The sequence below is a fragment of the Halorubrum pallidum genome, from assembly GCF_055380345.1.
In genome coordinates this window covers 513,119-536,377 of the sequence record NZ_AP043945.1, presented here as the reverse complement: position 1 = coordinate 536,377, position 23,259 = coordinate 513,119, and the positions used below count along the sequence as shown (strand labels likewise).

At 69.4% G+C, this 23,259-nt stretch carries 23 protein-coding genes; 17 read left to right on the top strand and 6 right to left on the bottom strand.

Going from position 1 to position 23,259, the window contains the following annotated elements:
• The first annotated feature begins 23 nt into the window (after nt 1-23).
• The 4 genes from ACZ45C_RS04290 (at nt 24) to ACZ45C_RS04275 (ending at nt 3,019) form a co-directional block, all read left to right on the top strand.
• Nucleotides 24-929, top strand: coding sequence for a hypothetical protein (locus ACZ45C_RS04290; protein ID WP_460559278.1), 906 nt, complete (start codon nt 24-26; stop codon nt 927-929).
• On the top strand, nt 926-1,471 hold the full coding sequence (locus tag ACZ45C_RS04285; protein WP_460559276.1) for a hypothetical protein: 546 nt from the start codon (nt 926-928) through the stop codon (nt 1,469-1,471). The genes ACZ45C_RS04290 and ACZ45C_RS04285 overlap by 4 nt, the downstream gene beginning before the upstream one ends.
• Nucleotides 1,472-1,561: 90 nt before the next feature.
• Nucleotides 1,562-2,647 carry a putative sulfate/molybdate transporter gene (locus ACZ45C_RS04280; protein ID WP_460559274.1) on the top strand — a complete coding sequence of 362 codons (1,086 nt, stop codon included), beginning with the start codon at nt 1,562-1,564 and terminating at the stop codon, nt 2,645-2,647.
• Between the two features lie 42 nt (nt 2,648-2,689).
• Nucleotides 2,690-3,019: a transcription factor S gene (locus ACZ45C_RS04275; RefSeq protein ID WP_460559272.1), complete on the top strand. Its 330-nt coding sequence runs from the start codon at nt 2,690-2,692 to the stop codon at nt 3,017-3,019.
• Between the two features lie 6 nt (nt 3,020-3,025).
• Here the strand turns inward: ACZ45C_RS04275 and ACZ45C_RS04270 are convergent, their stop codons facing one another.
• Nucleotides 3,026-3,652: a CocE/NonD family hydrolase gene (locus ACZ45C_RS04270; protein WP_460559270.1), complete on the bottom strand. Its 627-nt coding sequence runs from the start codon at nt 3,650-3,652 to the stop codon at nt 3,026-3,028.
• Between the two features lie 34 nt (nt 3,653-3,686).
• Entirely contained in the window at nt 3,687-4,085 is a 399-nt protein-coding gene (locus tag ACZ45C_RS04265; RefSeq protein ID WP_460559268.1) for a DUF5778 family protein, read from the bottom strand.
• A 581-nt stretch (nt 4,086-4,666) separates the two neighbouring features.
• On the opposite strand from ACZ45C_RS04265, the gene ACZ45C_RS04260 reads away from it, so the two are divergent.
• The 3 genes from ACZ45C_RS04260 to ACZ45C_RS04250 all read left to right on the top strand — a co-directional run bounded on the left by ACZ45C_RS04260 (nt 4,667) and on the right by ACZ45C_RS04250 (nt 8,435).
• The gene (locus ACZ45C_RS04260) at nt 4,667-5,434 is read left to right on the top strand and encodes an IclR family transcriptional regulator (RefSeq protein ID WP_460559266.1); all 768 of its coding nucleotides are present in this window, start codon (nt 4,667-4,669) and stop codon (nt 5,432-5,434) included.
• Between the two features lie 168 nt (nt 5,435-5,602).
• On the top strand, nt 5,603-7,330 hold the full coding sequence (locus tag ACZ45C_RS04255) for a Na+/H+ antiporter NhaC family protein (RefSeq protein ID WP_460559264.1): 1,728 nt from the start codon (nt 5,603-5,605) through the stop codon (nt 7,328-7,330).
• A 103-nt stretch (nt 7,331-7,433) separates the two neighbouring features.
• Nucleotides 7,434-8,435, top strand: a complete 1,002-nt coding sequence (locus ACZ45C_RS04250; RefSeq protein WP_460559262.1) for an asparaginase — start codon at nt 7,434-7,436, stop codon at nt 8,433-8,435.
• Between the two features lie 272 nt (nt 8,436-8,707).
• Here ACZ45C_RS04250 and ACZ45C_RS04245 read toward each other — a convergent pair whose 3' ends face one another.
• Nucleotides 8,708-9,304, bottom strand: coding sequence for a methyltransferase family protein (locus tag ACZ45C_RS04245; RefSeq protein ID WP_460559260.1), 597 nt, complete (start codon nt 9,302-9,304; stop codon nt 8,708-8,710).
• A gap of 84 nt (nt 9,305-9,388) precedes the next feature.
• On the opposite strand from ACZ45C_RS04245, the gene ACZ45C_RS04240 reads away from it, so the two are divergent.
• The 7 genes from ACZ45C_RS04240 to ACZ45C_RS04210 all read left to right on the top strand — a co-directional run bounded on the left by ACZ45C_RS04240 (nt 9,389) and on the right by ACZ45C_RS04210 (nt 15,248).
• Nucleotides 9,389-10,048, top strand: coding sequence for a helix-turn-helix domain-containing protein (locus ACZ45C_RS04240; RefSeq protein ID WP_460559258.1), 660 nt, complete (start codon nt 9,389-9,391; stop codon nt 10,046-10,048).
• Between the two features lie 90 nt (nt 10,049-10,138).
• On the top strand, nt 10,139-11,197 hold the full coding sequence (locus ACZ45C_RS04235; protein ID WP_460559256.1) for an MBL fold metallo-hydrolase: 1,059 nt from the start codon (nt 10,139-10,141) through the stop codon (nt 11,195-11,197).
• A gap of 105 nt (nt 11,198-11,302) precedes the next feature.
• Complete coding sequence (gene trxA / locus ACZ45C_RS04230; RefSeq protein WP_460559254.1) at nt 11,303-11,644, top strand: thioredoxin; 342 nt, start codon at nt 11,303-11,305, stop codon at nt 11,642-11,644.
• Nucleotides 11,645-11,674: 30 nt separating this feature from the next.
• Nucleotides 11,675-12,787, top strand: a complete 1,113-nt coding sequence (locus ACZ45C_RS04225) for an aminotransferase class V-fold PLP-dependent enzyme (RefSeq protein WP_460559252.1) — start codon at nt 11,675-11,677, stop codon at nt 12,785-12,787.
• A gap of 41 nt (nt 12,788-12,828) precedes the next feature.
• Nucleotides 12,829-13,389 carry a class I SAM-dependent methyltransferase gene (locus tag ACZ45C_RS04220; RefSeq protein WP_460559250.1) on the top strand — a complete coding sequence of 187 codons (561 nt, stop codon included), beginning with the start codon at nt 12,829-12,831 and terminating at the stop codon, nt 13,387-13,389.
• Between the two features lie 78 nt (nt 13,390-13,467).
• A complete protein-coding gene (locus ACZ45C_RS04215) occupies nt 13,468-13,974 on the top strand; it encodes a DUF5813 family protein (protein ID WP_460559248.1) in 507 nt (168 codons plus the stop codon).
• Nucleotides 13,971-15,248, top strand: a complete 1,278-nt coding sequence (locus ACZ45C_RS04210) for an AGE family epimerase/isomerase (protein WP_464374330.1) — start codon at nt 13,971-13,973, stop codon at nt 15,246-15,248. The genes ACZ45C_RS04215 and ACZ45C_RS04210 overlap by 4 nt, the downstream gene beginning before the upstream one ends.
• Before the next feature lie 210 nt (nt 15,249-15,458).
• Here ACZ45C_RS04210 and ACZ45C_RS04205 read toward each other — a convergent pair whose 3' ends face one another.
• On the bottom strand, nt 15,459-16,055 hold the full coding sequence (locus ACZ45C_RS04205; protein ID WP_460559244.1) for a DNA-3-methyladenine glycosylase family protein: 597 nt from the start codon (nt 16,053-16,055) through the stop codon (nt 15,459-15,461).
• 73 nt (nt 16,056-16,128) lie between these two features.
• On the opposite strand from ACZ45C_RS04205, the gene ACZ45C_RS04200 reads away from it, so the two are divergent.
• Entirely contained in the window at nt 16,129-16,905 is a 777-nt protein-coding gene (locus ACZ45C_RS04200; RefSeq protein WP_460559242.1) for a Nif3-like dinuclear metal center hexameric protein, read from the top strand.
• 15 nt (nt 16,906-16,920) lie between these two features.
• Here ACZ45C_RS04200 and mutL read toward each other — a convergent pair whose 3' ends face one another.
• Both mutL and mutS read right to left on the bottom strand, forming a co-directional pair.
• Nucleotides 16,921-18,654, bottom strand: a complete 1,734-nt coding sequence (gene mutL, locus ACZ45C_RS04195) for a DNA mismatch repair endonuclease MutL (RefSeq protein WP_460559240.1) — start codon at nt 18,652-18,654, stop codon at nt 16,921-16,923.
• Nucleotides 18,644-21,511, bottom strand: coding sequence for a DNA mismatch repair protein MutS (mutS, locus tag ACZ45C_RS04190; RefSeq protein ID WP_460559238.1), 2,868 nt, complete (start codon nt 21,509-21,511; stop codon nt 18,644-18,646). Before mutS ends, mutL begins: the two co-directional genes overlap by 11 nt.
• A 103-nt stretch (nt 21,512-21,614) precedes the next feature.
• Between mutS and ACZ45C_RS04185 the strand changes: the two genes are divergently transcribed.
• Together ACZ45C_RS04185 and pdxS are read left to right on the top strand one after the other, a co-directional pair.
• Nucleotides 21,615-22,214 carry a J domain-containing protein gene (locus ACZ45C_RS04185; protein WP_460559236.1) on the top strand — a complete coding sequence of 200 codons (600 nt, stop codon included), beginning with the start codon at nt 21,615-21,617 and terminating at the stop codon, nt 22,212-22,214.
• 135 nt (nt 22,215-22,349) lie between these two features.
• Nucleotides 22,350-23,258: a pyridoxal 5'-phosphate synthase lyase subunit PdxS gene (pdxS, locus tag ACZ45C_RS04180; RefSeq protein WP_460559234.1), complete on the top strand. Its 909-nt coding sequence runs from the start codon at nt 22,350-22,352 to the stop codon at nt 23,256-23,258.
• Nucleotide 23,259 lies beyond the last annotated feature (1 nt).

Sequence of the window (23,259 nt, the reverse complement as noted above, 5' to 3'; positions counted from 1 at the left end):
CCGTAGATGACGGGGGATCCGCCATGAGCGACCTCGATCCGGCCGACGGTATCGGCGACGAATCGAGCGTCAGCGACGGATCCGGCGTCGACACCGAACCGAGCGCCGAGGGCGGCTCGGACGGCGACCTGCGGGACCGCGCGGTCGAGGCCGCGGCCGACGAGGTCGATATCGACCGCGAGGAGCTGTTGAAACGCGCCATCGTCGGACTCGCGGAGTCCGAGGGGATCGCGGTTCCGGACGCGGCGGAGGTCGAGTCGATACGGACCCGCCTCGACGAACTCGACGCCGACGTCGACGAGAGGGTGACCGACCTCAGAGAGCGGTTCGTGACGCTGTATCAGGATCTCGAATCGAAGGCGTCGGCGGACCACGTCCACGGGGAAACCGTCGACCGGCTCGATTCGGTCGAGGCCGGCCTCGACGACGTGGCGACGGAACTCGACTCGATGGAGGGAGACCTCGACGCGGCCGCGGCCGATCTGACCGGCGTAGAGGATCGTCTCGCCAACCTAGAGTCGCAGGTCGGTGACCTCGACGTCGGGGAGGTCGAAGACAAGCTCTCACGGGTCGCGAGCGCGGTCGTCCGAGCCCGTCGGCGGCTGGAGACGCTCGAAGGCGAGCGGGACGATCGCGGTCGGATCGAGGCGCTGACGGCCGCCGCCAACCGCCACGGCGTCGAGACGGCGGCGTGTGGCGACTGCGGAGAGACGGTCAGTCTGGGACTGCTGCGGGCTCCCGAGTGTCCCCACTGTGGCCGCGGGTTCGTCGACATCGAGCCGAAGACGTGGTTTTTCGGAAGCTCTCGGCTCGTCGTCAACGAGCCGCCTGCGCTCGACGGCGACGTGGGCGGAGCCAGAAGTGACGACACGGACGGACCCGGAGACGCGAGAACCGACGCGAGACGCGACAGGGGCGGCGGTCGATGACGGACGAAACGACTGACGGCCGACCCGGTGACACAGACGGAGACGCGTCCGGCGAGACGAGCGGAGAGACACCGGGCGGCGCGGTCGACACCCCCGTGTCCGACCGGGACGGACGCGAGTCCGACTCGGAGCTGGGATCGAACGAGCCGGTGGATCCATTCGACGAACTCGGTCCCGCCACGGGAGAACGAGCCGACGTCGACGATTTCGACGAGATCGACGACGCGTTCGAACGGATGGACGTCAGTGGCCTCGGCGACGGGGACGTCTGGGAGTCGCTCGACGAGGACGCCGACGCGATCGGCGGAGCGTCCGCCGCCATCGCGGACCGCGACCGCACTGCTCACGATCACGCCGACCGCGAGGTCGACAAGCGCGCGTACTGTCAACAGTGTCCGCACTTCTCTGCGCCGCCCGAGGCCGTCTGCACGCACGAAGGGACGGAGATCGTCGAAGTCGTCGACGTCGACGAGTTCCGCGTTCGCAACTGCCCGATGGTCTCCAAAGCGGATCGAGCGGCCGAGTCGGCGCGCGACACGTAATTTATTTCGGTTATACTCAGCTGGCGTGAGACGACCAACGATTTCTGAACACACTCAAGAGCGTTCAGCTCCGAACGGCGTTCGTTCGTGTTGAAACCGGAAACACAACGGTATCACGAGGTCCGGTTCGATCGCCGAGAGGTCACCGGCGCGATAGGAGATTCGATTACTGTCGTTCCCCTCGTCGTCGCACTCGCGCTTTTGACTGACGTGTCGCTGCCGCACGTGCTCGTCGCGTTCGGCGTCTTTCAGGTCGTGTGGGGCGTCAGGTACGGGCTCCCGATCTCCGTCGAGCCGATGAAGGCGCTCGCGGCGCTCGCGATCGCCGGGGCGTTGACGTACGCGGAGCTGGCGCTCGCCGGGCTGGTACTCGGGGCTCTCTTGCTCGTTATCGGTCTCACTGGGACGCTCGCACGCGTCGAGCGGTGGATCGGCGAGCCGGTGATCCGCGGCGTCCAGTTCGCGGTCGGGCTGATCCTCCTCCAGACGGGTGTCGATCTGGCGCTCGGCGATCCGGCGTTCGCGCTCGTCGGCGTGGCGATCGCGGTCGTCGCGGCGCTCGCGGGCCACCGGAAGGCGAGCGCGCTCGCGGTGGCGATCGCCGGCGTGCTCGTCGCGCTCGCCGCCGCGGGGATCCCGACGCCGCGGCTTCCCGGTGTGCCGCCGCTGCCGGCGTTCGGCGAGGCCGTCACTCGGAGCACGCTCGACGGGGTGTTCGCGCAGCTCGCGATGACGATCGGCAACGCCGCGCTGGCGACCTCGCTGCTCTTCGCCGACCTGTTCGACGCCGACGTGACGGCGGACGAACTGTCGACGAGCATGGGCGTGACGAACCTGCTCGCGGTGCCGATGGGCGGGATACCCATGTGTCACGGCTGCGACGGCGTGGCCGGCAAGCACGCGTTCGGGGCGCGAACCGGCGGCGCGAACGTCGTGCTCGGGGCCGGCTACCTCGCCGCCGCGCTGTTCGCGACGCCCGCGCTGCTCGCCGCGTTCCCCGTGGCGATGCTCGGCGCGCTGCTCGCGATCGTCGCCGTCTCGCTCGCGCGCAACGTCACCGACTCCGGGAACCTCGCGATCTCGGTCGGGATCGGCGTGCTCGCGCTGGCGACGAACCTCGGCGTGGCGTTTCTCCTCGGCGTGGTGGCTCACCTCGCGTGGGAGCGCGTGGAGTGAGTCACGGGAGCTATACCGCTCGACGCCGTACCGAGAGCGTATATGCAGTTCTGTGACGACTGCGGCTCGATGATGGTCTCGGTCGAGGGCGAGATGGTGTGTCAAAACGACGACTGCGGCGCGACCACGGAGCGCGACGAGGAACTCGCCGCGCAGTTCGAGTCCACCGCCGAACAGACCGGCGACGAGGTGATAGAGACCGAGGAGGGCGCGAACTTCGAGGGGAAGCCCACCGCGACCGACATCGTCTGCGACGAGTGCGGCCACGGCGAGGCGTGGTACACGATCAAACAGACGGGCGCGGCCGACGAGCCGCCGACGCGGTTCTTCAAGTGCAAGGAGTGCGGGCGGCGCTGGCGCGGCTACAACTGATCCGAGTCACCCTGACCCGTCCAGCCGCGGTCCGAAAAACACCGCGGCCGCCTCGCCGACCTCCCCGGCGCGCCCCACGAAGAAGTGGTCCGATTCGAACGCGACCGTCTCGATCCCCAGTTCTCGCGCCCGCTCCACGACGGGCTCCCAGTCGGCCGTGGAGTCCCGGGTCGCATAACAGATCCGGGCGGGCACGCCGAGCCGGTCGATCTCGGAGAGCGCGCTTACGGCGTCGACGTCGGGGTTCAGCCGCGCGGTGGGAGCGAGCGCGCAGACTCCCGCCAGTTCGGGGCGCGCGGCCGCGACCGCGAGCGCGACTGTTCCACCGAAGGAGAACCCGAACAGTCCGACGCGGTCGTAGCGCTCGGTGGCCCACCCGACCGCCTCGTCCGCGTCCGTGCTCTCGCCGTACCCCTCGTCCCAGTCGCCGTAATCGAACCGGAGGCAGTCGACGCCTCGCTCGGCCACGGCGTCGCTCACGGCGACCAGCCGCTCGTCGCCGCGGTGGCCGCGCTGCTGCGGGTGCGGCGGACAGGCGACGACGACCCGGTCCGACCGGCTCCCGTCGCTCGCGGCGACGTCGAGCGTGGCGCGCACGTCGCGGCCGCCGGGAAGCAGAACGGTGTCGGTCACGCGTGAGACACCGAGCGTCGCAGTCGCGGGGCGTTCACGGGACCTGCGTCACGCGGTCGACGCCGTCCAGTGCAGTCAGATCGTCCGCGAGCGCCTCCTGGTCGACGCCCGCCTCGTAGTAGAACACGATATCGAAGGTGCCGTCGCGGAGCAGCTGCTGACACTCCCAGACGAACGCCTCGTCGTCGAGCGTGCGCCCCTGAAACTGATTCGACGAGAAGTCGGTGTCGTCGTTGCCGGCCTCGATGTACGCCTCCCCCTTCTCCGCGTGCTCGGCGATGACGTCGTTCGTCGCGACCGTCAGCTCGTGCATCTCCAAGTCCTCCTCGCCGCCGAGAGTGGTGTGGACGATACAGCCGACGAGGTCGATATCGCCGGGTTCGAGCAGGGCCTTCGTCCGCGCGTAAAGGTCGGCGTCGACGGTCTCGCTCATACCTATTCGTTCACCTCCATTTATAAACGAATGACGGTTCGCGCGGCGGACGAACCGGACGAGTCACACGCGACTCACGACAGGTCTGATCGAAATCTTCGTTCCCCAATATCATCATATTTTCTATATACATTGTAATAAGATAGGTTATCTGCACAGTCTCGACTCAGAGAGGACTATCACCGATCGTGTCGCCTTGTCTCCGTGACTCATTCGTCCCGGACTATTGAAGTGATTCCATGAATTCGGGAACACAATGCGTTCGTTCTGAGAGCGACACGGCGGATTGCCCGTGCTGTCTGCAGTCCATATGAGCGGTTCGCTCACTCACTCATTACGGACCTACATTTGTAACACATCTCGCTCGATGAGTGCAGTCTCTATGCACGGTTATCGGCGTACTTGACGGTCTGAATCACTCAGAGGATCGATTTCGGGAATTCACTAGTGACAGACGAGGCGACCGCGACTTCCCTCGATGAGGTGGGAACACACCACGGCGAACACGGCACGGATCTGCCTTTTCCTTGTCTGTGTTCTATGATACGTAGATTTATGTACCACCGGCAGAGTCGCCGTGTATGACCGAAGACAGTCAACTGCTGCGGACGACGGAAACGTCGCTCCGCGTGATCGAGGCGATGCGAGAGGGCGGCGACGTGACGCCGGCCCAGCTCGCATCGACGCTCGACCTATCACGGAGCACGGTGTACAAACACCTTCACACGCTCGGCAAACACGGGTACGTCGTCGCCGACGGCGCGGAGTATCGACTCGGCGGGAGGTTCTACGACATCGGGATGTTCGTCAGAAACCGCGAGAAGATCCACGAGTTGGCGGGCAAGTACGTCGTCGAGATCGCCGATCAGGCGAACGAGGAGTCGGACTTCGGCGTCGAAGAGAACGGCCGTGTCGTGACGCTTTTCGACTCGGTCGGACCGTCGGCGCAGCCGAGCAGTCGCATCGAGAACTACGAGTACATGCACACGACCGCGATCGGGAAGGCCGTCCTCGCGCGGCTCCCCGAGTCCCGCGTCGACGAGATCGTCGATCGGTGGGGGCTGCCGGCCGTCACCGATCGAGCGATCGCCACACGCGACGCGCTCGAAACGGAACTGGCCGCGGTCCGGGACCGGGGATGCGCCGTCAACGACGAGGAGTCGATCCCGGGAAAACGCGTCGCCGGTACGGTCGCCGAGGATTCGGCGGGCGACATCATCGGCGGGTTCACCGTCTCCGGCCCGGCGTACCGGATCGAGGACACCGACCTGCACGGTGAGTTCCCCGACATCCTCGATCGCGTCGTGCCGGAGTTCGAGGCGGAACTCGCCTCACAGGACCTCGTGTAAGCCGATACGCGGCGACGTGCCAGCCGACTGACTTCGACGAACGACGGTGTCTCGTCCCCGAATGTGCGTGATGAGCGGTGAATTGGTCCGAGTTTCGACCGAACGATCGCTTCGAACTCGACAGAGGTGAAAACAGTTAAGTACCATCTCTCTACAGGTAGGTAGCGTATGACATATCAGGCGCTCCCGTTCGCGGCGCTAGCGCTAGCGCCGCCGCTGCTCGCTATCGCTCTCGCAATGTACACCCGGCAGGTGCTCGTTTCGCTGTTCGCCGGCGTCTGGGCCGGTGCATTACTGATCGCCGACTTCAATCCGATAGCGGCGACGGCGCTGTCGATGGACTGGCTCGTGGAGGTGGTGCGGTCGCCGTTCGACACGAAGTTCCTGATCCTCATCATGTTCATGGGGGCCGGCGCGGCGTTCATTTACAAATCGGGCGGGATCCTCGCGCTCGAAAACTGGATCGGCCACAGGGTGAACACCGCCCGCGACTCGCAGGTGTTGACGTGGGTGATCGGGGTGTTCATCTTCTTCGATTCGTACACGAGCACGATCGTGACCGGCAACGCGACCCGCGACCTCTCCGAGGAGAACAACACCTCCCGAGAGATGCACGCGTACGTGCTCGACTCCACCACCTCGCCCGTCACGACGTTCGGGCCGGTCTCGAACTGGATCGGCTACCAGGTCTCGATGATCATCGTCGGCTTCGAGGCGGCCCGTTTCAGCGCCGAGGAACTCGGAATCACGGCGTTCGGTCTCTTCTTACAGAGTATTCCGTGGAACATCTACTGTTTCCTCGCCTTCTTCATGGTCGGATTCATTTCGCTCACGCAGCGCTTCTACGGACCGATGCTCGACGCCGAGTGGCGATCGCGCTCGACGGGACAGAGCCTCCGAGAGGACGCGACGCCGCTCTCTGACGTCTCGACCGACGTCGGCGAGCCGAGCGAAGCCAACCCGTCGCTCGTGAACTTCTTCGCTCCGATCCTCTCGCTTCTCGTGGTCGGGATCGTCTCGATGTGGTGGCTCGGCGGTGGGCACCAGCCCGGCGTCGACATCGCGACGGCGTTCCAAGAGACCGACGTTGCACTCGGACTCCTCTACGGGTCGTTCGCGTTCCTCGCCGTCGGAATGATCGGTGCGCTCGGACTCGGCACGATGGACATCGAGGAGGCGAGTGACACGGTCATCGACGGGTTCAAGACGATGATGATCGCCGCCGCGATCATCGTGCTCGCGTGGAGTATCGGCCACGCGGCCGAGCAGGTCGGCACCGCCGAGTACATCGTCGACATGATGGTCGGCAGCGGCGTGCCCGGTTCGCTGTTGCCGCTCATCGTGTTCGTCGCCGCCATGTTCATCGCGTTCACCACCGGCACCTCGTGGGGGACGATGGCGATCCTGACGCCGCTCGCGATCCCGCTCGGCTACGAGCTGGTCGGGCCCTCCGTGCTCCCCGTGCTGATGGGCGTGCTCTTCGGCGGGGCGATCTGGGGCGACCACGTCTCGCCGATCAGCGACACGACGGTCATGTCCTCGATATTCGCCGGGTCCGATCACGTCGACCACGTGAACACGCAGATCCCGTTCGCCATGACGGCCGCGGGCGTGACGGTCCTCGCGCTGCTGCTTTACGCCGTCGGGATCACGTCCGCGTTCGTGCTCCTCCCGCTGTCCGTCGTGTTGGTCGCGGTCGCCGTGCTCGGGCTGAACAAGTTCGACGCCAACCGAAAGGGGCTCCCGGAGGTGATGCCGACCGCCGACGCGATCGGTGACGACGCCGATCGCGTCGAGGGGAGCTACGACTACCTCACGTCGCTCCCGCTGATCGCGCTCACCGTCGTCGCCGCGTACCTCGCGCTCGTGTTCGCGTTCGTCTCCTTCGGCGGCTGATCCGCGGAGGCGACGTTCCCGACACGTGAAGCGAGGCGTTGACTCGCCCGCGGCGCGACCGGAGTTGTTATCAACGGCTCCGAGTTACACGGAACCACCACACATGCCATCCGTTCACGTTATCGCCACCGGAGGGACCATCGCGGGGACCGACGGCGACCGCGGCGTGTCGCCGAGTCGGTCGGGTCGTGACCTGATCGAAGAGGTCCCGCAGCTGTCAGACCGATTCGACGTGACCGTCACGCAGGTCACACAGCGTCCCAGCACGGCGCTTTCGACGAGCGACCTCCTCGCGATCGCCGAAACGGTCCGTCGCGTCGCGGAGAGCGCCGACGGCGTCGTCGTCCTGCACGGGACGGACACGATGGCCGAGACGGCCTACTACCTCGATCTCGTCGTCGGCTCGGCGACGTCCGTCGTCCTGACGGGCTCTCAGCGGACGGCGACAGACCCGAGTCCCGACGGCCCCGCGAACCTCGTCGGCGCCTTCGAGGCGGCGACACACGCGAAGGTCGAAACCGGCGCGTACGTGTTCTTCAACGACCGGCTTCACGCCGCGCGCGGGGTCAGGAAGCAGCACACGAGCAACCCCGCCGCGTACGACTCCGGACGCTACGGGCCCGTGGCCGAGCGAACCCCCGAGGGACTGTGGTTCTACCGCCGCCCGCAGAGTCTGTCCCCGACGCTACCGTGCGGCGAACTCACCGCCAGCGTCGACGTGGTGACGACGTCGGCTGGCACCGACGGCGACGGACTCCGACGCGCCGTCGACAGCGGCGTCGACGGCGTCGTGGTCGAGGCGTCAGGGATGGGCAACGTACCGCCCGACGTCGCCGACGCAGTCGAGACCGCCACCGACGAGGGCCTCCCGGTCGTGGTCACGACTCGCTGTTCGGACGGCACGACGGCACCGGTGTACGGCGGCCGCGGGGGCGCGGCAGCGCTGGTCGAGACCGGCGCGGTCCTCGGCGGCGACCTCGACGCGCACAAGGCGCGGATAACGTTGCAAGCGGCGCTGTCGGCCCCGGACCGGACCGCCGTCGAGTCGCTGTTCGACCCACCGCTCTCCGGACGAGACGATCTCTCTACCGCCGGCGGGAACTGACCCGGGACAAACGCCGAACAGCGGAGAGCCGCGATCCACGCCGCCTTCGATCACCGCTCTGTCAGCGTGCCCTATATATGTTTGAAATATGACTGTAATAAGATCATACCAGAAATTTTTACTTTTATCTTTCATCTGTCCCTCGATCCGACGCTATCGTGCCGTCGCGCTTCACCCGCGTTCCGGACGTACAACTGGAGGGAGATAGCACCTTCCGCCACCCCATCGCGGCCCGGTCTGAATCGGCTCCGATCCGGTTCGAGACGTGGCCCTCACCGGTCACCACGCGTTCGCTCGACGGCCGTTCGGACCGTCCGCAGGCCGACGAACCGCGGGACTCGGGCGACGTACTCGTCGTACGGGTCGCCGAACTCCGCGCGGAGGTGCGGCTCCTCAGCGCGCGGCAACAGCAGCACCCACCCCACGTGAGTCGCCGCGAGCGCGGCCACGAGCAGCGAACCGGAGAGGACGGCGAAGCCGGTGACACCAGCGATCATGCCGAGGTACTGCGGGTTTCGAGTGTACGCGTAGGGGCCGTTGGTGTAGAGGTCGCCGGTCACGCCCATGGTCTCGTCGGAGGCCATCGGCCGTGCGCCCCACGCGAACACGGCGGTCCCGACGAGCGTGAGACCGCCACCACCGACGACCCGCACCGGACCGGCCACTGCCCACTCGCCCCACGTGAGGACGGCGGTCGCGACGAGCGAACAGTTGAACGCGGCCACGAGCGCCCAGTGGCAGTAGTACGCCAGCGTCGTGTCGCCGGGGGGCCACCAGTCGCGGTCGGTCAGAATCGTCACGAGGACCATCGCGGCGACGCCGGCGGCCGAGGACAGACCGACGCCGAACGCAACTCCTGTCGGTGACATACGAGTCGCGTTTGCGGCTCGATACGGACCGATGTGCTGCCTCACGACTGAGGTTTTTATTTATCTATACTCAATTGGCACCCGATGAAGTACGCTCGTCTTCGCGTCCACCACACGGCCGAGGCGCGTCACCCGATGCACGCCTTCGAGATGGACCACGAGGCGATCGACAGCGCGGAGCTTCGCCACTGGAACACGGTCCTCGACGACACGAACACCTTCGTCTTCCGGGTCCGAGGCGATCCCGATCCGTTTCGCGCGAAACTGGAAGCGCGACCGTCGACGGTCGAGTACAGCCTCACGCCGGTGTCCGACGGCGCTTTCGACTGTTGCGTCCGCGAACGAGCGACGGCGACGGACGAGGGGTACATCGATGCCTTCGCTCGGGGCTCGCTCGTCGTGATCCCGCCGATCCGTTTCAACCCCGACGGGACGACCGATCTGACCGTGGCGGGACCCCCCGCGGACGTGAGCGGTGCCGTCGCGGATCTCCCCGACGGAATGCGGGCGACCGTCCGGTCGGTCGGCCCCTATCGCCGCCGAGCGGGATCGCCGGCGGCGCGGCTCACCGACCGCCAGCGAGCGATCGTTGACGCCGCCGTCGAGCGCGGCTACTACGACTCGCCGCGCGACTGTACCGTGGCCGACGTGGCCGCCGGATTCGACATCTCACCGGGTACCGCCGCCGAACACCTCCGGAAGGCGGAGGCGACGGTCGTGCGACACGCGCTCGATCGCGCGTGACTCTCTCGGGTCGCGTGTGTCCCACGGCCGTGTGTCGGTTCGCGGTTCCGCGGGAGAAATACTCAAGCGGACCGCTGTCAAGGAGTAGGCGTGAACCGCATCCAACTGGGAAACACGGTCTTCGAGGGCGCGAACAACGTCTATCTGCTCGACGGGCCGACGACCGCGCTCGTCGACACGGGAGTCGCGCTCTCCGACGTTCGCGACGAGTTGCGATCGGGGCTCGCCGATCACGGGATCGGATTCGGCGACGTCGACGACGTGGTGCTGACGCACTGGCACCCCGACCACGCCGGACTGGCGGGCGAGATACAGGCCGAAAGCGGGGCCGACGTGTTCGTCCACGAGGCCGACGCCCCCCTCGTCGACGGGAGCGTTCCCCCGCTGATGGTGGACCCCGACCTGCAGCGAGAGACGTTCGAGGCGTGGGGGCTGCCGGACGACGCCCGCGAGGAGCTGACGGACTTCTTCGCGTCGGTCAGCGCGGACGTCTCGGGCTCGCCCGCCGACGTGACGGCGCTGTCGGACGGAGACGAACTCACGGTCGGGGGGGTGACGCTCGAAGCCGTCCACCTCCCCGGTCACACGGCCGGTCTCACGGGGTTCGCGTTCGACCCGTCGGAGACCGTCACGGCGGAGACGGACGAGACGAGGCCGACCGGGACCCGGACCGAGGGGCTGTTCTCGGGTGACGCCGTCCTCCCGACGTACACGCCGAACGTCGGCGGGGCGGACGTCCGGATCGACGAACCGCTGGCCGCGTACGTCCGGAGCCTCGTTCGGGTGATCGAACGCGACTTCGCGGTCGCGTATCCGGGCCACCGCGACCGGATCGACGAGCCCTCGATCCGAGCGGCGACCATCCTCGAACACCACCGGACGCGGACGCGGCGGGTGGTAGACGTCCTCGACGATGGCGGCCCGGCCACGCCGTGGGAGGTGTCGGCGGAGCTGTTCGGCGCACTCAGCGGGATCCACGTCCTCCACGGGCCGGGAGAGGCGTACGCGCACCTCGATCACCTCGCGGCCGCCGGCGTCGCCGAGCACGACGGGAGACGCTACCGACTCGTCGATTCGGCGATCGACGTCGACTCGCTGTTCCCGGCGACCGGTCTCGAACGGGCCGTTCACGACACCGGTGACGAGTGATCGGCCGCGACCCGCCGAGTCAGATCGAGTGCAGTGTATTCGAACGCAGTGTATTGTGCGATACGTCCAAAACTATTATCCCCCCGGGGGACGTACCGTTAGGTGATGAGTTCCACCGAATCCGTCCCCACGGAACCGATACAGCTTGATTCCGCCGCCGATTTCGACGACCTCGTGGCCGACCACGACACCGTTCTCGTCGACTTCTACGCCGACTGGTGTGGGCCGTGCCAGATGATGGAGCCCGCGGTGGAGTCAGTCGCGTCGGACACCGACGCGGCGGTCGTGAAGGTCGACGTCGACCGGCATCAGGCGCTTGCCGGCGAGTACGGCGTGCAGAGCATTCCGACGCTGCTCGTCTTCTCGGGCGGCGAGATGGTAGAGCAGATGGTCGGTGCACAGTCCGAGTCGGCGCTTCACGGCGCGGTCACAGAGAACATCGCCTGAATGTCGCGTGCCCATACCGACTCCGAGGGCATGACGCCGCGCGAGCTCCGCGCTGACGTCCCGGCGCTGTCCGAGTCGGCGTACTTCAACTTCGGCGCGCACGGTCCCAGTCCCCGTTACGTCGTCGAGGCCGCCTCGTCGTTCATCGAGGACCACGAGTTCGGCTCGGGGACGACCGACCCATACGAGTACGCCTTCGAGACGTACGACACTGTCCGCGAGCGAATCGCCGCGTTCGTCGGAGCCGAGCCGGACGAGATCGCGCTGACGGAGAGCACGACGGACGGGATCACCCGGATCGCCGGCGCGATCGACTGGGATCCGGGCGATGTGGTCGTCCGGACCGACCTCGAACACCCCGCCGGAGTCCTGCCGTGGAAGCGGCTCGAACGCGAGGGCGTCGAGGTCCGCGTCGTGGAGACCGAGAACGGTCGGATCGACCGCGAGGCGTACGCCGACGCGGTCGCCGACGCCCGGCTCGTCTGCTTCAGCGCGATCACGTGGACCCACGGGACCCGACTCCCAGTCGCCGACCTCGTGGAGATCGCCGACGACGCGGGCGCGTTCACGCTCGTCGACGCGGTGCAGTCTCCCGGCCACGTCCCGATGGACGTGTCGGCGTGGGGGGCCGACGCGGTCGCCGCGGCGGGACACAAGTGGGTCCTGGGGCCGTGGGGTGCCGGATTCCTCTACGTCGACCGCGACGCCGCGACCGACCTCGCGCCGCGAGCGGTCGGGTACCGCAGCGTCGAGGACGCCAGCGCCGACGAGATCGCGTACGCGGACGGCGCGAGGCGGTTCGAGATCGGAACGACGACGGCGGCCGCACACGTCGGGCTCGTCGAGGCGCTCGGCGCGATCGACGCGGTGGGACTCGACGCGATCGAATCGCGGATCGAGTCACTCACCGACCGACTGAAAGACGGGGTGCCCGACGACCGGCTGTTGAGCCCCCGCGAGTACGAGACCGGACTCGTCACGATCGACGTCGACGACCCCGAGGCGACCGTCGACCGGCTCGCCGAGGAGGGCGTCGTCGTTCGGTCGCTCCCCCGTCCGGACGCGATTCGAGCGTCGGTCCACGCCGTCTGCGCGGAGTCGGAGGTCGACCGGCTCGTCGAGGCGCTCGATGAGGAGTGGTGACTGATCGGACGCGTTTTAGCACTCGGCGCGCAAGACCGGACATGGGTTTCCACACGTTCGATGTCGAGAAGGCCGACCGGCTGGAGCGCCCCGGCGTCCGATACCGCTGGGTGTCGGCCGAGGAAGTGATCGGCGGGCTCGACCCCGCCGCCGACGCCGCGGTCGCGGACCTGGGCAGCGGTACCGGATTTTACACCGACGACGTCGCCCCGCACGTCGGGAGCGTCTACGGCGTCGACGTGCAGACCGAGATGCACGACCGTTACCGCGAGAAGGGAGTCCCTGAGAACGTCGAGCTGGTCGCGAGCGACGTGGCCGACCTCCCGTTCGACGACGACGAACTCGACGGCGCGTTCTCGACGATGACCTTCCACGAGTTCGCGACGCCCGCGTCGATCGCCGAACTCGCGCGCGTGCTCCGAGGCGGGAGCCGTCTCGCGATATTCGACTGGTCTGCCGACGGCGACGGAGACGACGGGCCGCCGGTCGACGAGCGGTACGACGCGAGCGACGCGGTCGAGATGCTGGAGACGGCGGGCTTCGCGATCGACTCCGCGTCGACGCGCACGGAGACGTTCGCGGTCGTCGCTCGCGCACCCTGAGCCTCGTTCGTCCTCGCGCACCCCGAGCCTCGGCTTCGACGCAACGCGTTTTTACTCGCGGATCGCCTCGAGTCGGGTATGACCGAGACCGACGCCGACGCCGAACCCCCGGCCAGCCGGGCGTTCGACGCTCACGACGCGTTCGAGCCCGCAGAGGACGCCTGGCGCGTCGTGACGACCGCCTTCGACGCCGCGGTCAGCGCCGAGCCGGCGACGGACGAGCAGCTGCGGCTGTGGGTGACCGTCACCGTTCCGACGCTCTCCGCCGTGACGGTCGACTCCGTCGCAGACGTGGTCGAAGACGGGTGGGCGGAGACGTTCGAGCGCCGCGTCGTCGACGTCGGCGGCGTCACGCGCGGCGACGGCGAGTTCGACCCTCGCGTCGCGGTCGGAGACGACGGGATAACCGTCACCTTCGAGCTGCGCGACGGGAACGCGGCCCGCGCCGTCGACGACGCCAAGGCGCTCGTCGACTTCGTCGAGGGGACCTACGTCCAGGGCGTCATCCCCGGCTACGAGTACACGGATCCGGTCTCAGACCTGCTCTCTGCGGCCCGCAGACAGGGCAACGACGGGGCGGTATGACCGGGAGACGAGCCGCCGAACGCCGAGCGCGGACGAGCCGCGCGCGGCTGTTGGCGACGCTCCGCGTTCAGTATCCCGACGCGCTCGCCGAGCGCGGCTACCGGCTCTTACATCCCGAGACGGGCGACCGCTACACCGGCGAACGGCGGCACCTCGTCGCCACCTGTCGGTCGGTCGCGAACTTCGCGGCCGGGGCGCTCGCCGACGGTCCAGACTGGTGTCTCGAGGCCGCGGATCACGGGCTGGCGTTTCTCCGGGAGGCACACGAGGGCGACGACGGCGGGTACCGGCTCGTCGTCGAGGCCGACGGGACGCCGGTCGACCGGACGCGGTCGGCGTACGGACACGCGTTCGTGCTGTTGGCGTACGCCCGCGCGACGGCTGCCGGAATCGACGGCGCGCGCGAGCGGCTCGCTGCGACCCACGACCTCGTCGACGACCGCTTCCGCGACGAGGCGGGGCTCCTCCGGAGCGACTGCGACGCCGACTGGACCGAACTGGAGCCGTACCGCGGCCAGAACGCGAACATGCACGCCTGCGAGGCGTACATCGCGGCCTACGAGGCCACGGACGAGGCGACCTACCTGAAGCGGGCGCGCCGCATCGCCGAGGCGATCACCGTCGACCTGGCGGCCGAGACCGACGGACTGCTGTGGGAACACTACACGGCCGACTGGGAACACGACTTCGGGTACAACGCGGACGAGCCGCGCCACCAGTTCCGCCCGCCGGGCTACCAGCCGGGCCACCACGCCGAGTGGGCGAAGTTCCTCGCGCTGCTCGACCGGTACGACGCTGACGCTCCGAGTTCCATCGACGAGGGGGCGGCCGGCGGGCGCGACGGCGTCACCGATCCCGCCGACGGCTGGTACGGGCGCGCGCTCGAACTGTTCGACGCCGCCGTCGACCGCGGGTGGGCGGAGAACGGGTTCGTCTACACCCACCGGGCGGACGGCTCGCCGCTCGTCGAGGACCGGTACGGCTGGGCGCTCGCCGAGGGGATCGGCGCGGCCGCGGCGCTGACCGAACGCGCGGTCGCCCGCGGCGACGGGGAGACGGCCGCGCGGCTCCGCGACTGGCACCGGCGCCTCCTCGTGTGTACCGACCTGTTCCGCGGTCCGGCGGGCGTCTGGTACGAGAAGCGCCTCCCGCCGGACGCCGACGGCGACCTCGTCGCGCCGGAGCCCCCGGGCGTCGAACCCGACTACCACCCCGCGAGCGCGGCCTTCGAGAGCTGGCGGTCGGCGCGCGCGGAGACGGACGACGCGCCCTGACGATCACGAACGACGCGCCCTGACGATCACGAACGACGCGCCCTGACGATCACGAACGACGCGCCCTGACGATCACGAACGACGCGCCCTGACGATCACGAACGACGCGCCCTGACGATCACGAACGACGCGCCCTGACGATCACGAACGACGCGCCCTGACGATCACGAACGACGCGCCCTGACGATCACGAACGACGCGCCCTGACGATCACGACTCGTACTCCGCCCAGACGTATCTGGTTCCGTAGCTTCGATACGGCCGCCACGCCTCGGCGATCTCGCGCATCGCGACGCGGTCGAGGTCGTCGCCGTCGGCGTACACCTGCGAGATCCCCTTGCGCACCGCGAGATCGCCGAGCGGCAGCACGTCCTCGCGGCCGAGCGCGAATATCAGGTACATCCGCGCGGTCCATTCGCCGACCCCCCGGATCGCGGTGAGCGCGTCCACGACGTCGTCGTCGGTCGTATCCGCGAACCCCTGGCGCGTGAAGTCGCGCTCGCCGTCCCGAAACGCCCGCGCCGCGGACCGCAAGTAGTCGACTTTGGTCCCGCTGAGTCCGGTCTCTCGGAGGCGGTCCTCGTCGGCCGCGAGCACGCGGGACGGGGTCACCTCGCCGCCGAGGCAGTCGAGGAACCGGTCGTGGATCGCCGTCGCCGAGGCGGTCGAGAGCTGCTGGTTCACGATCGACGTGCACAGGCGAGCGAACTCGTCCGGCGCGGGCTCCACGGTCAGCGGGCCGTGTCGATCGACCAGCGTCGCCATCGTCGGGTCCGCACACAGCGTCTCCGCGATTCGGTCGTCCATCGGTCCGCGATCGGGGCCGAACGCACCTGTAGGTTTCCCGCCTTTTTACGGTGCGGCCGGCGTATCGTCGCGCATGGAACTCACCGAGTACGCACGGCGGCTCGACGATCGGCTCGACACCGCGGCCTACGCCGACGTCGACGCCAGCGCGAACGGCCTTCAGGTCGGTCCGGCCGACGCCGAGATCGAGCGCGTCGCGTTCGCGGTCGACGCCGCCGCGGCGACGATCGAGGCCGCGGCCGAGGCGGACGCGGACGCCCTAGTCGTCCACCACGGGCTCTCGTGGGGCGGGATCGAACGCGTCACGGGCACCACTTACGACCGTGTCGCGGCGCTCGCGAACCACGACGTCGCGCTGTACGTCTCGCACCTCCCGCTCGACGGCCACGCCGACCTCGGCAACGCGGCCGGCGTCGCGGAGGCGATCGGACTCGCCGACCGCGAGCCGTTCGGCACTCTCGGCCCGGTCACGATCGGGGCGATCGGCGAGACCGAGACGCCGCGATCGACCGCGGCGCTGGCCGAGACGCTCGACGCGTTCGAGGGCCAGCCAGACGACGAGAACGCGCCGACGCGGGTCATCGACGCCGGTCCGGACCGAATCGAACGGGTCGCGATCGTCACCGGCTCGGGCGCCGACTGGCTCGGAGAGGCGGCAGAGCGCAACGCGGATGCGCTCGTCATCGGCGAGGGGAAGGGGAAGGTGTACCACGAGGCGCGCGAGGCCGGGATCACGGTCTTTCTCGGAGGACACTACGCGACCGAGACGTTCGGCGTGCGGTCGCTGCAGGCGCTCTCCGAGCAGTGGGGCCTGGAGACGACGTACCTTCCCCACCCGACCGGGCTGTGAGGCGGACCGATCGGGTCAGCGATCCCGCCCGAACGCCGCCGCGAACGTCGCCTCACCGACCGCGAGTACGGTCGGCCGGCCGTGTGGACACGCGTAGGGACGCTCGCACTCGCCGAGGCGATCCAAGAGCGTCCGCTGTTCGTCCGGGCTCAGATCCTCGATATCGCCGCGCTTCAGCGACGGGTGACACGCGAGGTCCGCGAGCAGTGCCTCGCGCGCGTCCCGCGGCGTCTCCCCGCCGCTGAGCGCGGCGAGCGCCTCGCGGAATCCGTCGCCGTCGAGGGGGCGTCCGAACGGGGCAGGAACCGATCGAAGCCTGACCGTATCGCCGCCGAACGGCTCCGTCTCGAAGCCGAGCGCGTCGAGGGCGTCATCGTGTGCCGCCGCTGCCGCGGCCTCGTCGGCCGACAGCGAGAGCGTTACCGGCGGATCGATCGACGCCGTCGAGACGGGCTCGCCGTCGAACGCCCGGGAGAGTCGCTCGTAGTTCACCCGTTCGTGGGCGGCGTGGCCGTCGATCACGAGCAGTTCGTCGCCGGCCTCGACGAGGAGGTACAGGTCGCGGAACGCGCCGATCGGGTCCGCGTCCGCGAACGCCGCCGAACGAGCGCCGTCGTCGTCGCCCACCGGCTCCAGCGCCGAGTCGATCCCCGTCTCGATCTCCGCCCGCCGCCGCAGGTCCGCGCCGGTGAGCGCGTCCGAGACGGCGGCCTCGACCACGTCGGCGACCGCGTCGCCGTCGCGGAGTCCCACCTCGCGTTTCGCCGGGTGAACGTTCGGGTCCACGCGGGCCGGCGGGAGCGAGACGTCGATCGCAGCGACGGGCTCCCGTCCGTCCGGAAGCAGCCGACCGTACCCCGCGCGGACCGCGGCCGAGAGGCGGTCTGTTCGAACCGGTCGTCGGTTCACCGAGGCCCGGACGTGGTCGCGCGAGGCGCGGGTGACCGAGGGGTACGCGAGCACGCCGGTCACCGCGACCGAGACGGCCCCGTCCCCGCCGCCGAGATCGATCTCGGCGCTCGCGTCGAGCGCCGTCGACCGGCTCGCGGTCTCGCGGTCGTACACACCCAACAGCGCGTCGGTGATCCCGGACCCCGACGTCGACAGCGTCCGCGAGCCGTCGTGGTCGAGCGCGAACGCGACGGCGGGGTTCGCGAGCGCGTAGTCCGCGACGAGCGAGGAGATCCGCGCGAACTCGGCGGCCGCCCCCGCGAGCGACTCGCGGCGCGCGGGCCGAGTCGCGAACAGGTCCTCGACGACGACGGTGGTGCCGCGGGCGCGGCCGGCGTCCGAGACCGCCGGCTGTTTTCCCCCCGAATCGGCCGACTTCGCCGTCCCGCCGGCGACGATCCGCGTGCCGAGCGCGCCGCCGTCGCTCGTGACGAGTTCGAGCCGCGCGGCGTCGGCGATCGCCGCCAGCGCCTCGCCACGGAAGCCGAGCGAGTCGACGCCGACCGGGTCGCCGCCGGGCGCGAGCTTGCTCGTCGCGTGGCGTTCGACGGCTCTGCGGGCGTCCGCCCGCGTCATCCCGTGGCCGTCGTCCGCGACGCGGACCCGGTCGGTCCCGTCGCCCGCGACCGCGACCTCGACGCGGGAGGCGTCGGCGTCGAGCGCGTTGTCGATCAGTTCGCCGACGACGCGGGCCGGACGGGTGACGACCTCGCCGGCCGCGATCCGGTCGACCGTGGCGGGATCGAGCCGGCGGACGGCCGGCGCGTCCGCGTCGGGATCGACGTCCTCACTCGTCATCGTCGGCTCGGGACCGGAGGTCGTGTAAGGCGTTCAGCGCCTCGATCGGCGTCATGCGCGCGAGGTCGAGATCGCGGAGGTCGGCGACGATATCCGGTGTCTCCTCGGCGTCGCGTGTGGCGCCGCCCTCGTCGCCCTCGTCGCCATCCGGCGGACCGCCGGCCGCATCTTCGGGTTTCCCGGCGTCTCCGGCGGCCTCAGAAAACCCGTCGAGAGAGGCGTCGGCGTCCGGTGTGTCGACGGCCCGTCGACCGTCCCCCTCGTCGGCCACGATCGACCGGGCCCGCTCGACGACGGGTGCGGGAACGCCGGCGAGTTCGGCGACTTCGACGCCGTACGACGACGAGGAGACGCCGGGAACGACCCGGTGGAGGAACGTCACGTCGCCGTCCTCTCGGGTGGCGGCGAAGTGGAGGTTGCGGACGCGGTCGAGCCGGTCCGCGAGGTCGGTGAGTTCGTGGTAGTGGGTCGCGAACAGCGTCGTCGCTCCGAGCTCGTCGTGGACGAACTCGACAGCGGCGCGGGCGATGGCTCGCCCGTCGGTCGTCGCGGTGCCGCGGCCCACCTCGTCGAGGAGGACGAGCGAGTCGGGGCCGGCGTCGTGGAGGATCTCCGTCAGTTCGCTCATCTCGCGCATGAACGTCGACTGTCCCCCCGCGATGTCGTCGGAGGCACCGACGCGAGTGAACAGGCGGTCGAAGACGGGCAGGGTCGCGGCCTGCGCGGGGACGAACGAGCCGGTCTGCGCGAGCACGACCGCGAGCGCGACCGAGCGCATGTACGTCGATTTCCCGCTCATGTTCGGACCGGTGATCACGGTGACCGACCCCCTGGGGAGGACGGCGTCGTTCGGGACGAACGACGCCTCGGCGCGCTCGACGACCGGGTGTCGCCCGCCCTCGATCTCGATGCCCGCGTCGGAGTCGTCGACGATCTCCGGGCGGACGTACCCGCTCTCGACGGCGACCGTCGCGAGCGAGGCGAGCGCGTCGATCTCGGCGAGCGCGTCCGCGAGCGCTTGGACGCGCTCCGTCTCGTTCGCGACGCGCTCGCGGACGTCGACGAACAGCTCGTACTCCATGGCGTCGGCCCGCTCCGCGGCACCGACGATCGCGTCCTCGCGCTCTTTCAGTTCCGGCGTGACGTACCGCTCGCTGTTCTTGAGCGTCTGCCGTCGTCGGTAGTCGTCCGGTACCCGATCGAGGTTGGCGTCCGTCACCTCGATGTAGTAGCCGTGGACCTGGGTGTGGCCCACCGACAGCGAGTCGATCCCGGTCCGCTCGCGCTCGCGCGCCTCCAAGTCCGCGATCCACTCGCGCCCCTCGCGCTCCGTCGCCCGCAGGTCGTCGAGATCGGCGTCGAATCCCTCGCGGATCACGCCTCCCTCCGTGATCTCCTGTGGCGGGTCGACGGAGATCGCCGCGTCGATCAGCTCTCGGATCTCGGACAGCTCGTCGAGCCGACCGTGGAGGTCTCGGAGGTGCTCGGTCCGGGGGAGCGCGTCGGGGTACGCGTCAACGTCGGCGGACGCGTCGCCGCCTCCGATCGCGTCGCCGTCGTCTGACACGCCCGCGAGCACCGACTTCACCTCGGGCACGACCGCGAGCGTCGCGTGTAGCGATCGGAGGTCGCGGGCGTCGGCGCGACCGCGGGAGACGCGACCGACGAGCCGTTCGAGGTCGTAGGCCGCAGCGAGTGCGTCGGCGACCGCCTCACGGACCAGCGTGCGGTCTGCGAGTTCCTCGACCGCGTCGTGCCGCCCGCGAATTGCGTCGGCGTCGACGAGCGGCCGGCGGAGCCAGCGCTCCAGACACCGGCGACCGAGCGCGCAGTTCGTCTCGTCGAGGGCGTCGAACAGCGTGTCGCTCGCTCCCAGCCCGCGGTTCTCGAACAGTTCGAGGCTGCGCTGGGCGGCCGCGTCGAGTCGCAGCCGATCTCTGGGGTCGTACCGCCGGATCCGGGTGACGTACGAGAGCGGCCCGTCGTCGCCCTGCGTGTACTCGGCGTACGCGAGCACCGCGCCCGCCGCGCGGAGCGCCGCGTCTTCGTCGAAGCGCCGGTCCGGCGCGGGGAGGTACGGCTCCAGCCGATCGGTCGCGGCCCGGCGCTCGAAGATCGCTGGGTCGTGGTCGTGCGTCGTCCAGCCGCGGTCGGCGTCCGCGGGCTCGAACGCGGGCGCGTCCGGCCCGGCGATGAGCTCCGCCGGCGCGATCCGGTCCAGCTCCCCGGCGATCGCCTCGGAGTCACCGGCGGTGACGAGACACTCCCCGGTCGAGACGTCGACGGCGGCGAGGCCGACACGGCGGCCCGACCGATCGTCGGTCGTCCCGTCTCCACCGATCGTCTCGTCTCCGCCGGTCGTCCCGTCGCCACCGATCGTCTCGTCTTCGACGGCCGCCTCGTCGCCGCCGGCCACCGCCGCGACGTAGTTCGTCGTTCCCGACTCCAGCAAGTCCGCCTCGACGACCGTTCCGGGCGTGATAACCTCGGTGACGGCGCGGTCGACGAGCCCGGACGCCTGTTCGGCGTCCTCCACCTGATCGCCGAGCGCGACGCGGTATCCGGCGTCGAGCAGCGTTTCGAGGTACGGGCCGGCGTTGTCGATCGGAACTCCGGCCATCGGGTACTCGCCGGTCGAGTCGGACCGTTCGGTGAGCGTCACCTCGCAGACCCGCGCGACCGTCTCGGCGGCCTCGCAGAACGCCTCGTAGAAGTCGCCGACCTGGAACAGCACGAGCGCGTCCTCGTGGGCGGCACACAGGTCCGCGTACTGCGAGAGCATGGGGGTAAGCTCCTCGCGGGCCGCGGCGATCCCCGGCGGGAGCCCCGTCACCGTCTCTCGGTCCGCCGTTGGCATACCACGAACCCGGACGTCCTCGGTCATAAACCGTGCGGAGGCGGTCTCCCTCTCGACGGCCTCTCCCCGAGAGTTTTACACGCATGCGTCCCCGATCACGGCCGTGAAGAACCGCTCGATCGTGGTCGGGATGGCCGCGACGTTCGTCGGACTGACGGCCCTGCTCGTCGTCTCCGGGATCGTCGTCTCGCCCGTCCTGCTGGCCGTGGCCCTCCCGTTCGGGCTCGTCTCGTACTTCCTCTGGTACCAGGCGAGCGGCCGGCTCCGCGACCGCGTCCGCCGCGAGGCCGGGCGCATCGGTCCGGCGGAGCGCGAGCGCGCTCGACAGCGCGCGAGGGCCGCCGAGCACCGCCGGGCGGCACATCGGCGCGGCGGCGCGACCGACGGCGGTTTCGGGAACAGCCGCGGGTCCGACCGGACCGGAACGGGACGTGGCGGGGGCAGCCGGGCCCGCCGAGGGTCCGCCGACGGTCGTCGCGGGGCAGGTGCGGCCGGCGGCGACCCGCGTGACCGCGCGCCGCAGGCGAGCGGGATGTCCGAACGGGAGGCCTACGAGACGCTCGGGCTCGACCGCACGGCCGATCGGGAGACGGTCCGATCGACGTACCGAGAGCGAGCGAAGCGGCTCCATCCGGACGGTGAAGACGGCGACGAGGAGGCGTTCAAGAGGCTGAACGAGGCGTACGAAGTGCTGAAACGATAGCGGTCGGCAGCCCGGCCGAAACGGCGATCGCCAGGACCGAAACCGGCGGTCGCGACCGGTGAGACGCCCTCCGCCGTGCCGCCGATTGACGGCCGAAAGCGACCCGTTAAGTGGCCGGCCGCCCTCTCGTTCGGTATGGCAGAGGCCACGGATCTGGAGGATCTGAAGCGAGGGACCGACCTGGTCAAGCGCGGCTTCGCGCAGATGCAGAAGGGCGGCGTGATCATGGACGTCGTCACCCGCGATCAGGCGCGGGTCGCGGAGGACGCCGGCGCGGTCGCGGTGATGGCGCTGGAAGCGGTCCCGGCCGATATCCGCAAGCGCGGCGGAGTCGCCCGGATGCCCGATCCACAGAACGTCACCGAGATCATCGACGAGGTGTCGATCCCGGTGATGGGGAAATCGCGGATCGGCCACCGCAAGGAGGCGGAGATTCTGGAGTCGCTCGGCGTCGACATGATCGACGAGTCGGAGGTGCTCACGCCCGCCGACGACGAGTACCACATCGACAAGCGCGAGTTCGCGTCTCCGTTCGTCTGCGGTGCTCGCAACCTCCCCGAGGCGCTGCGGCGGATCCGCGAGGGCGCGGCCATGATCCGGACGAAGGGCGAGGCCGGCACCGGCGACGTGAATCAGGCCGTCCAACACCAGCGCACCATCAAAAACCAGATCCGTACGCTCACCGGCCTCAACTACGAGGAGCGCGAGGCGTGGGCGCGCGATCACGGCGCCCCACGCGACCTGGTCCACGAGACCGCCGAGGCCGGGCGGCTCCCGGTCGTCAACTTCGCCGCGGGCGGCATCGCGACGCCCGCCGACGCCGCCCTCATGATGCACCACGGCTGTGACGGCATCTTCGTCGGGTCCGGCATCTTCGGCGCGGAGGACCCCGACGAGATGGGCAACGCGATCGTCGAGGCCGTCAACAACTGGGACGATCCCGACGAGCTGGCCGACATCGCGAGCGGGATCGGCAAGGGGATGAAAGGGCAGTCGAACGCCGACATCCCCGAGGAAGAGCAGTTGCAGGGTCGCGGCGTCTGAG

Coding starts and splice junctions, on each gene's coding strand:
- ACZ45C_RS04290 (WP_460559278.1), top strand. CDS start 24: ATGAGCGACCTCGATCCGGCCGACGGTATCGGCGACGAATCGAGCGTC.
- ACZ45C_RS04285 (WP_460559276.1), top strand. CDS start 926: ATGACGGACGAAACGACTGACGGCCGACCCGGTGACACAGACGGAGAC.
- ACZ45C_RS04275 (WP_460559272.1), top strand. CDS start 2,690: ATGCAGTTCTGTGACGACTGCGGCTCGATGATGGTCTCGGTCGAGGGC.
- ACZ45C_RS04265 (WP_460559268.1), bottom strand. CDS start 4,085: ATGAGCGAGACCGTCGACGCCGACCTTTACGCGCGGACGAAGGCCCTG.
- ACZ45C_RS04260 (WP_460559266.1), top strand. CDS start 4,667: ATGACCGAAGACAGTCAACTGCTGCGGACGACGGAAACGTCGCTCCGC.
- ACZ45C_RS04255 (WP_460559264.1), top strand. CDS start 5,603: ATGACATATCAGGCGCTCCCGTTCGCGGCGCTAGCGCTAGCGCCGCCG.
- ACZ45C_RS04250 (WP_460559262.1), top strand. CDS start 7,434: ATGCCATCCGTTCACGTTATCGCCACCGGAGGGACCATCGCGGGGACC.
- ACZ45C_RS04245 (WP_460559260.1), bottom strand. CDS start 9,304: ATGTCACCGACAGGAGTTGCGTTCGGCGTCGGTCTGTCCTCGGCCGCC.
- ACZ45C_RS04240 (WP_460559258.1), top strand. CDS start 9,389: ATGAAGTACGCTCGTCTTCGCGTCCACCACACGGCCGAGGCGCGTCAC.
- trxA (WP_460559254.1), top strand. CDS start 11,303: ATGAGTTCCACCGAATCCGTCCCCACGGAACCGATACAGCTTGATTCC.
- ACZ45C_RS04225 (WP_460559252.1), top strand. CDS start 11,675: ATGACGCCGCGCGAGCTCCGCGCTGACGTCCCGGCGCTGTCCGAGTCG.
- ACZ45C_RS04220 (WP_460559250.1), top strand. CDS start 12,829: ATGGGTTTCCACACGTTCGATGTCGAGAAGGCCGACCGGCTGGAGCGC.
- ACZ45C_RS04215 (WP_460559248.1), top strand. CDS start 13,468: ATGACCGAGACCGACGCCGACGCCGAACCCCCGGCCAGCCGGGCGTTC.
- ACZ45C_RS04210 (WP_464374330.1), top strand. CDS start 13,971: ATGACCGGGAGACGAGCCGCCGAACGCCGAGCGCGGACGAGCCGCGCG.
- ACZ45C_RS04205 (WP_460559244.1), bottom strand. CDS start 16,055: ATGGACGACCGAATCGCGGAGACGCTGTGTGCGGACCCGACGATGGCG.
- ACZ45C_RS04200 (WP_460559242.1), top strand. CDS start 16,129: ATGGAACTCACCGAGTACGCACGGCGGCTCGACGATCGGCTCGACACC.
- mutL (WP_460559240.1), bottom strand. CDS start 18,654: ATGACGAGTGAGGACGTCGATCCCGACGCGGACGCGCCGGCCGTCCGC.
- mutS (WP_460559238.1), bottom strand. CDS start 21,511: ATGCCAACGGCGGACCGAGAGACGGTGACGGGGCTCCCGCCGGGGATC.
- pdxS (WP_460559234.1), top strand. CDS start 22,350: ATGGCAGAGGCCACGGATCTGGAGGATCTGAAGCGAGGGACCGACCTG.